Annotated in this window: 10 protein-coding genes; 3 read left to right on the top strand and 7 right to left on the bottom strand. The window is 57.9% G+C overall.

The features are described 5' to 3' along the window. Nucleotides 1-24: 24 nt before the first annotated feature. The 7 genes from lepB to rpoE form a co-directional block, all read right to left on the bottom strand. Nucleotides 25-1,005, bottom strand: coding sequence for a signal peptidase I (lepB, locus tag EGI20_RS15200; protein ID WP_498629991.1), 981 nt, complete (start codon nucleotides 1,003-1,005; stop codon nucleotides 25-27). Then, a complete protein-coding gene (gene lepA / locus EGI20_RS15195; protein ID WP_124734374.1) occupies nucleotides 1,006-2,799 on the bottom strand; it encodes a translation elongation factor 4 in 1,794 nt (597 codons plus the stop codon). It abuts the gene before it with no gap. 71 nt (nucleotides 2,800-2,870) lie between these two features. After that, nucleotides 2,871-3,122, bottom strand: coding sequence for a glutaredoxin family protein (locus tag EGI20_RS15190; protein WP_124734375.1), 252 nt, complete (start codon nucleotides 3,120-3,122; stop codon nucleotides 2,871-2,873). Nucleotides 3,123-3,124: 2 nt separating this feature from the next. Beyond that, nucleotides 3,125-3,610, bottom strand: a complete 486-nt coding sequence (locus tag EGI20_RS15185; protein WP_498629994.1) for a SoxR reducing system RseC family protein — start codon at nucleotides 3,608-3,610, stop codon at nucleotides 3,125-3,127. Further along, a complete protein-coding gene (locus EGI20_RS15180) occupies nucleotides 3,607-4,563 on the bottom strand; it encodes a MucB/RseB C-terminal domain-containing protein (RefSeq protein ID WP_498629996.1) in 957 nt (318 codons plus the stop codon). Before EGI20_RS15180 ends, EGI20_RS15185 begins: the two co-directional genes overlap by 4 nt. Further along, nucleotides 4,563-5,045, bottom strand: a complete 483-nt coding sequence (locus tag EGI20_RS15175) for an RseA family anti-sigma factor (protein WP_498629998.1) — start codon at nucleotides 5,043-5,045, stop codon at nucleotides 4,563-4,565. Before EGI20_RS15175 ends, EGI20_RS15180 begins: the two co-directional genes overlap by 1 nt. Before the next feature lie 2 nt (nucleotides 5,046-5,047). Next, nucleotides 5,048-5,647 (bottom strand): RNA polymerase sigma factor RpoE, encoded by a 600-nt coding sequence (rpoE, locus tag EGI20_RS15170; RefSeq protein WP_124734379.1) that lies wholly within the window; start codon nucleotides 5,645-5,647, stop codon nucleotides 5,048-5,050. Between the two features lie 321 nt (nucleotides 5,648-5,968). Here rpoE and prpB point away from each other — a divergent pair, with 321 nt between their 5' ends. The 3 genes from prpB to EGI20_RS15155 all read left to right on the top strand — a co-directional run. Beyond that, nucleotides 5,969-6,847: a methylisocitrate lyase gene (gene prpB, locus EGI20_RS15165; protein WP_498630000.1), complete on the top strand. Its 879-nt coding sequence runs from the start codon at nucleotides 5,969-5,971 to the stop codon at nucleotides 6,845-6,847. A 36-nt stretch (nucleotides 6,848-6,883) separates the two neighbouring features. Beyond that, a complete protein-coding gene (locus EGI20_RS15160) occupies nucleotides 6,884-7,597 on the top strand; it encodes a citrate/2-methylcitrate synthase (protein ID WP_498630002.1) in 714 nt (237 codons plus the stop codon). 87 nt (nucleotides 7,598-7,684) lie between these two features. Continuing rightward, the coding region (locus EGI20_RS15155) for an aconitase family protein (RefSeq protein ID WP_498632401.1) at nucleotides 7,685-8,518 on the top strand (834 nt) is incomplete at its 3' end.

The following is an 8,518-nucleotide window of genomic DNA, read 5'->3' as shown; positions in this document are numbered from 1 at the left end:
CCGGGCAGTCAAAAGGCGAAACCGTTACTCTATTTTCATTCCGATGCGCGAAAAATCACCGAAATTCATCCAGATCAGGAAAGCTTTGCCCACTAGCAGATCATCGGCAACAAAGCCCCAGTAGCGGCCATCCAGACTGTTGTCGCGATTGTCGCCCAGCATGAAGTAGTGGCCCTGTGGCACTTTGCACACAAAACCGTCTTCAGCATACTGGCAATTATCGCGATACGGGAAGTCGCGCACCTGTGCCGGATCATAGACTGGCGCCTGAGGACTCTTCAGCACCTTATAGGTCTTGGCCTCAGGTGTGGATGGCAGGGTTTCAATGTACTGGTCGTTCCGTATCATCGCCAGACCCTGCTCCAGATAGTCATAAGTACCATCCGCCACATCCGGCACGGCCTTGCCGTTGATAGTCAGACTCTTGTTGCGGTACTCGACCGTGTCCCCCGGCAGCCCGATCACACGCTTGATGTAATCGACGCGCGGGTTAGGCGGGAAATTGAACACCGCCACATCACCACGCGCAACTTCATGCACCGGCACTATCACCTTGTTCAGCACCGGCACCCGTATGCCGTAGGTGAATTTATTGACCAGAATGAAGTCGCCAACAATCAGCCCCGGCCGCATGGAACTGCTGGGAATCTGGAACGGTTCGGCAATAAACGAGCGCAGCAGGAATACCACCAGAATGATGGGGAAAAAGCCCTTGGCGTTGTCGACCATATGGCCGGGCTCTTCGCCCGGCGCTCGGCGGCGTGCCAGATAGAACTTATCCAGCGCCCAGCCAAAGCCGGTCACCAGCACAATCACCAGCATCACGGCTGAAAAGCTCATCCAGCTCGACAGCACGCCGAAGCAGCCGACCAGCAAGGCGATATAGCCCCACTGCACGGCAGCCGGCCACTCTTTGGCGCCCGCCTCTTTCTTGCCGGCCGACGCGATCAGCGCAATGCCGACTACCGCTACAACGACAAACACCCAGAACAGATTCCCGCTCACTTATTTGTCCCCTACTTGCAAGATGGCGAGGAAGGCTTCCTGCGGAATTTCCACATTACCCACCTGCTTCATGCGGCGCTTACCGGCTTTCTGCTTTTCCAGCAGCTTTTTCTTACGGGTAATATCGCCGCCATAGCACTTGGCCAGCACGTTCTTACGCAAGGCCTTGATGGTTTCGCGCGCGATAATGTGCGCACCGATGGCCGCTTGCACCGCGATATCGAACATCTGGCGCGGAATCAGTTCGCGCATCTTGGCGGCAACGGCACGGCCGCGGAACTGGGCGCTCTGACGGTGCACGATCAGGGACAGCGCATCCACCTTCTCGCTATTGACCAGAATATCCAGCTTGACGAGGTCGGATGCCTGATATTCCTTGAAGTCGTAGTCAAGCGATGCGTAGCCGCGGCTGGTGGACTTGAGCTTGTCGAAGAAGTCCATCACCACTTCATTCATCGGCATATCGTAAGTCAGCATCACCTGGCGGCCCAGATACTGCATATTGCGCTGCACGCCACGCTTGCCGTTACACAAGGTCATCACCGCACCGACATACTCCTGCGGCAGCAGGATATGGGCGGTAATGATGGGTTCGCGGATTTCTTCCACCTTGGCAGGATCCGGCAGCTTGGACGGGTTTTCCACATGGATCACCTCGCCGTCCTTCATCAGTAGCTCGTACACCACGGTAGGTGCCGTGGTGATCAGGTCCATATCGAACTCGCGCTCGAGACGTTCCTGCACAATTTCCAGATGCAGCAGCCCCAGGAAACCGCAACGGAAGCCGAAGCCCAGCGCCTGCGACACTTCCGGCTCGTACTTGAGCGAAGCATCGTTCAGTTGCAGCTTTTCCAGCGCATCGCGCAGATTATCGTAGTCGTGGCTTTCCACCGGATACAGACCGGCAAACACCTGCGACTGGACTTCCTTAAAGCCCGGCAATGCTTCGGCCGCCGGCGTTTTCATCAAGGTAATGGTATCGCCCACTTTGGCCGACTTGATGTCCTTGATACCGGCAATGATAAAGCCCACCTCGCCGGCCCTAAGCTCGCTGCGCTGCAAGGCTTTAGGCGTGAATACGCCGACCTGCTCGCACAGATGCTCGGCACCGGTGGCCATGAACTTGATCTTGTCCTTGGGCTTGATCACGCCGTCCTTGACACGCACCAGCATCACCACGCCGACGTAGTTATCAAACCACGAATCGATAATCAGCGCCTTGAGCGGGGCATCCACATCGCCGACCGGCGGCGGAATCTTGGCAATCAGGGTTTCGAGGATATCCTCGATACCGATACCGGATTTAGCCGAAGCGCGCACCGCATCGATGGCCTCGATACCGATGATGTCTTCGATTTCCTGACAGACGCGCTCTGGCTCGGCAGCCGGCAAATCGATCTTGTTCAGCACCGGCACCACCTCGACCCCCAGGTCGATGGCGGTATAACAGTTGGCAACGGTCTGGGCTTCTACACCTTGCGAAGCGTCCACGACCAGCAGCGCGCCTTCGCAGGCGGACAGCGAACGCGACACTTCATAGCTGAAGTCGACGTGTCCCGGTGTGTCGATCAGGTTGAGGTTGTAGACCTCGCCATCCCGCGCCTTGTAATGCAAGGCTGCAGTCTGCGCCTTGATGGTAATGCCACGCTCTTTCTCAATATCCATTGAGTCGAGCACCTGGGCGCTCATTTCGCGTAGATCCAAGCCACCGCAGAACTGGATAAAACGGTCAGCCAGCGTGGATTTGCCGTGGTCGATATGGGCAATGATAGAAAAATTGCGTATGTGTTTCATCAGGCTCGCAGACAACAAAAAGACGAGGGCACGTAGTGCGCCCTCGTACAGGTATCAATTAGTGCGCGATTCTAGCGGATTTCGCCGGCATGTGCAGCCAAACGTTCCGCCAGAGCGGCTTCATCCAAGTGCCAGTGGCAGATCTCGCCCTTTGCATCCAGCAACACGGGCACCAGTTCGTTGTACTTTTCTTCCAGCACCGGGTCGGCATCCACGTCGACAATATCCAGCTCAAAGCCGTAGCGCGCCTGCCAGGGCAATAGTGCATCACGCATGGCATGGCACAGGCTGCAATAATCGCGGAACATCAGCGTCAGCGTCATTTTTACTCCAAGGGCCGGTTTTTTGAACGGCAAGTACGAGCCGGCGCGGCCACAATGGCGTCAGGGTCCAGCTTACTGGCAATATGAGGCTGAAAACGCCCATCCTCCGACAGGCGTTGCGCCCGGCGGCGCACCAGCAGCAAGCTCAGCAGCAAGCAACCCAAACCGGCAAGCGCCGACGCCATCTCGCCAAACAGTGCGCCCAGCAGCGCGCCGGCGAACAAGGCTAACAGCGGCAAGACATACATCAGCAACACACTTTGTCTCAGGCTTTTTTCCGGCACGGCCACCATCACCTGGTCCCCGGCCCCTACACCCAGGCTATCCAGCACCCGGAACACCGGATCACGCCCGCTAAACAGGCGCGCGATACTCAAGGAACGACAACCGCCCTCAGCATCACACTGACCGCATGGCGAATGCGGCTTGGGCTCGACCCAGGCCGCACCGGGCTCGACGCGCAATACGCGTGCTTCGGTTTCAATCATGATTTTTTAACAAGCCGCAGATGACGGGCAATGGCCTGCAAGCCGGCATCAGGCAGATCCCCCACCAAGGTCAAACGGTACTCGCCCTCATTGTCTGTAGCTACCGAAATAGGCCCATGCGTCAGATGAGGCGCCGGTTTGGCATCCTTGGCATACTCGACAAACAGAGAAAACACGGCCAGACCATCGCTATACACCCGGTGCTGAACCGGTGGTGCACCATCATTACCCGGCATTTTACGCATGACAGAACGCAGCAGCCGAAAACCCGGCGGAATGCCTTTGATCTCTAGCGACTCCACTCCCTCTTCAGCCTTCACGGCAGAAGCAGAGGATGCTGCGCTTAAGGGATAAACCGGCTGCACACTCACCTTGGCGCGCGGTGCGCGATCATCCAGATCAATAAAGCTGAACAACTCGACCACATCCTGCTGTGCATCCAGCGTGACCCACTTCAGCGGCAGCTGACTGGCCTTATCCAGACAAACGCGCTGTGTATAGCGCTGCCCGGCTTCCAGCGATTTCAACTGCCACCATTGGCATTCGCGCGACGCTACCCTATCCGAGCCCAAGCGGCTTAGGGCATAGCCATCAGCCAGCATGGCCACATTATCCGGCAGAATGGCCGGAAACAGCTTGGCACTGCTTATTTTTGCTGCCAGCAGCGAATGCTCGTCCGGAGCGGACGTAATCAGCACGTCGCCATGACGGATAATCTCGCGCGGCAAGCCATCCAGCGAAACACGGCGCTCCCTGACTTTCCCCTTGCTGACTGAACGCTGGATACGGAAGGTCTCGGATGCAGAACCTATCTGGTGCAGGTAACTGCCGGACAATGTTTGCTGGCGTGCAACCTGCGCAGCCTTGCCAAGCAAGGCCCAGTCATCATCAGGACCGGCCTGTACCAGAGGTGCCAGCAACATGCCGAAAAAAACACAAAACCTGAACTGCATCAATGTGCTGCCTTGTCACGCGCTGGCACATAGGCAACCCGCCGCTGCGAGCCGTCTATTGTCCCCGCCATTTCCTGATGCGCCAGCAGATAAGGTGCATCTACCGCTGTAGCCGGGCTGAACACCTGGGCTTCGCTTGCTTTGGCCACCACCATTTCCGACTCATCCTGCTGCCAGCCCATCCAGCCGACAACGGCCGCGCAAGCAACCGATGCGGCCAATGCATAATGGCGCAGCTTTCGGGAAGGCAAAGGCCAGCGTCTGGCCGGCGCCAAAACAGTAGGCTCATCACGCAGGCGCTCACTGACTTCGCGCCGCACATCCAGCGCAAGACCCCCGCCCCCGCGCATGGCATCCCCGATCAGCTGATAGGTATCCCAGCTATCCTTCAATGCCTTATCCGCCTGTAAATCCGTGATGGCCGCGTGTGCCGCTGCATCATCCAGCGCATCGTCCATCAAAGCAGAGATATTTTCTTTCATCACTACCACCTCTTGTCTTTTGCCGTATCCAGCAAGGGGCGCAACTGCGTTGCAATCGCTTCACGCGCACGGAAAATACGCGACCTGACCGTACCAATCGGACAATCCATCACTTGGGCGATTTCCTCGTAGCTGAGACCATCCATTTCACGCAGGGTAATTGCCGTACGCAACTCCTCAGGCAACGCATTCACCGCCTGGTTAACCGTCTCCACGATCTGGCGGTTCATCATGTCCGCTTCGGGCGTATGGTAATCCGGCATCTGATCGCCCAGATCAGCGACCTCGCCATCTTCATCCTCGACCCCGGCCTTGAACACAGGTCTTCGACCATTGGCACTGAGAAAGTTCTTGGCCGTATTGATTCCGATACGATATAGCCAAGTGTAAAAAGCGCTCTCACCCCGAAATGACGGCAATGCCCGGTAGGCCTTGATAAAGGCCTCCTGTGTCACATCCTCAATGTCCGCGCTGTCCTTGATAAAGCGCGACAACAAGCGCCCCAGGCGTCTTTGATACTTGGAAACCAACAAATCAAAGGCGCGCTTCTCCCCACGCTGGACGCGTTCCACCAATTGCTGATCGAGTTCCCGATCACTCATTCTTGTTTACAGCTCCTGATTTTTTCTATGCTTGCTGTCCAGATTTTTATAGTCATCTCTTATGACTCCTCTGCTCCGGATAAGTTCGACCGTAATAAGCCGTCACCTTAACAGAGCACATTGCAAAGCAAAACCGACAAGCACCAGCTTCTGACCATTGCACGTACTTCCAAACGTGCGTTTACCAGACAAAAACACAACAAGCGGCAAAAAAACAGCTGGGTGCAAGAAAAATAATGCCCTCGCCATTTACGAACTTACCAAGCACTTGCTAGAATTTGGAATAATCACTCAGCCAACACATCATCAAGGAGCCGCCAGATGCATACCCCGGGTCAACGTTTCCGTCTTGCCGTCGAGCAGGAAAAGCCGCTGCAGGTTGTCGGCGCGGTCAATGCCTATTTTGCCCGTCTTGCCGAGCACTCCGGCTTCAAAGCCATTTATCTGTCCGGCGGCGGTGTCGCCGCCTGCTCCTGCGGCATTCCCGATCTTGGCATCACCACCCTGGAAGACGTACTGATCGATGTACGCCGCATTACCGACGTCACCGAACTGCCACTCTTGGTCGACATCGATACCGGCTGGGGCGGCGCATTCAATATCGCCCGTGCCGTGCGCAACCTGGAAAAAGCCGGTACCGCCGCCGTGCATATTGAAGACCAGGTCCAGCAAAAACGCTGCGGCCATCGCCCTAACAAGGCCATCGTCAGCAAGGAAGAGATGGTTGACCGCGTGAAGGCCGCCGTCGATGCCCGCCGTCAGGATATGGTGATCATGGCGCGCACCGACGCACTGGCAGTCGAAGGCCTGGAATCGGCCATCGAGCGCGCCATCGCCTGCGTCGAGGCCGGCGCCGACATGATCTTCCCCGAAGCGATCACCGATCTTGCCATGTACAAGCAGTTTGCCGAAGCGGTGAAAGTGCCGGTACTGGCCAACATCACCGAGTTCGGCTCCACCCCGCTCTATACCACCGAACAACTGGGCAATAACGGCGTCTCACTGGTGCTCTATCCGTTGTCGACCTTCCGCGCCGCCTCCAAAGCCGCGCTGAATGTCTACGAGGCACTGCGCCGCGACGGCACCCAGGCCAATGTGGTCGACACCATGCAGACCCGTATGGACCTGTACGATCACCTCGGCTACCACGACTACGAACAAAAACTGGACGCCCTGTTTCAACAGGAAAAAAACAAATAATCCGCGTCCGCCCCGCTATCTGCAAAGGAGAATCACATGACTGAAGTCGTCATCGGCAAGCCGAAAAAATCCGTCGCCCTGTCCGGCGTAGCCGCCGGCAATACCGCACTGTGCACCGTTGGCCGTACCGGCAATGATTTGAGCTATCGCGGCTACGACATTCTCGACATCGCCGACCGTTGCGAATTCGAAGAAGTCGCCTACCTGCTGGTTCATGGCAAGCTGCCCAATGTGGCTGAACTTGCCGGCTACAAGGCCAAACTCAAGGCGCTGCGCGGCCCCAAGCATGGCGGCGCCAACGAGGTGGCATTCGATATCCAGAAGCGCTACGACACGCCGGATGAAGCGGAAAATGACATCAAGGCACGGGTAGAGAAAAAAGAAGTGGTGATCGGCTTCGGCCATCCGGTGTACACCATTTCCGATCCGCGCAACAAGGTGATCAAGGAAGTCGCGCGCGAGCTGTCGGCCGCCGCCGGCGACAGCAAGATGTTCGACATCGCCGCGCGTCTGGAATCCGTGATGTGGGACATCAAGAACATGTTCCCCAACCTCGACTGGTTCTCCGCCGTGTCCTACCACATGATGGGCGTGCCGACCGCGATGTTCACTCCGCTGTTCGTGATCGCCCGCACCAGCGGCTGGAGCGCGCATGTGATCGAGCAGCGCATCGACGGCAAGATCATCCGTCCGAGCGCCAATTATGTCGGCCCGGAAGATCAGGCCTTCATGCCGATCGAACAACGCTAAGCGCCTGAATTAAGCGGGGGAGCCGTGCGCCTGGCGCCGGCTCCCCCTTGCCGCATGCATGCCTACCCTATCGTGATGACCGACACCATGAATACTCACTACCGCAAACCCTTGCCCGGCACCGGCCTCGACTATTTCGACACCCGCGCCGCAGTTGATGCGATCGCGCCGGGTGCCTACGCCAAACTGCCTTATACCGCGCGCGTGCTGGCCGAAAACCTGGTGCGCCGCTGCGACCCTGCCACACTGACCGACGCCCTCAAGCAACTGATCGAGCGCAAGCGCGACCTCGACTTTCCTTGGTTCCCGGCGCGCGTGGTCTGCCACGACATTCTGGGCCAGACTGCGCTGGTGGATCTGGCCGGCCTGCGCGACGCCATTGCCGATCAAGGCGGCGACCCGTCACAAGTCAATCCGGTGGTACCGACCCAGCTCATCGTCGACCACTCGCTCGCCGTCGAATGCGGTGGCTTCGACCCGGACGCCTTCGCCAAGAACCGCGCCATCGAAGACCGCCGCAACGAGGACCGCTTCCATTTCATCGACTGGACCCGTACCGCATTCAAGAACGTGGATGTAATCCCGGCCGGCAACGGCATCATGCACCAGATCAATCTGGAAAAAATGTCGCCGGTGATTCAGGCACGTGACGGCGTCGCCTTCCCGGACAGCTGCGTCGGCACCGACAGCCACACGCCGCATGTGGACGCATTGGGCGTGATCGCCATCGGCGTCGGCGGCCTCGAGGCCGAAACCGTGATGCTGGGCCGCGCCTCGATGATGCGCCTGCCCGACATCGTCGGCGTCAAGCTCACCGGCAAGCGTCAAAGCGGCATCACCGCCACCGACATCGTGCTGGCACTGACCGAATTCCTGCGCAAGGAGCGCGTCGTCTCCGCCTGGCTCGAATTTTTCGGCGAT

The organism is Aquitalea sp. S1-19 (assembly GCF_024343515.1).
This window is presented reverse-complemented; position numbering and strand designations above follow the sequence as displayed.

Bases quoted from the DNA above. Each gene is read 5' to 3' on its own strand.
- EGI20_RS15175 (WP_498629998.1), bottom strand. From the start codon at position 5,045: ATGAAAGAAAATATCTCTGCTTTGATGGACGATGCGCTGGATGATGCA.
- lepA (WP_124734374.1), bottom strand. From the start codon at position 2,799: ATGAAACACATACGCAATTTTTCTATCATTGCCCATATCGACCACGGC.
- prpB (WP_498630000.1), top strand. From the start codon at position 5,969: ATGCATACCCCGGGTCAACGTTTCCGTCTTGCCGTCGAGCAGGAAAAG.
- EGI20_RS15160 (WP_498630002.1), top strand. From the start codon at position 6,884: ATGACTGAAGTCGTCATCGGCAAGCCGAAAAAATCCGTCGCCCTGTCC.
- rpoE (WP_124734379.1), bottom strand. From the start codon at position 5,647: ATGAGTGATCGGGAACTCGATCAGCAATTGGTGGAACGCGTCCAGCGT.
- EGI20_RS15190 (WP_124734375.1), bottom strand. From the start codon at position 3,122: ATGACGCTGACGCTGATGTTCCGCGATTATTGCAGCCTGTGCCATGCC.
- EGI20_RS15185 (WP_498629994.1), bottom strand. From the start codon at position 3,610: ATGATTGAAACCGAAGCACGCGTATTGCGCGTCGAGCCCGGTGCGGCC.
- EGI20_RS15180 (WP_498629996.1), bottom strand. From the start codon at position 4,563: ATGCAGTTCAGGTTTTGTGTTTTTTTCGGCATGTTGCTGGCACCTCTG.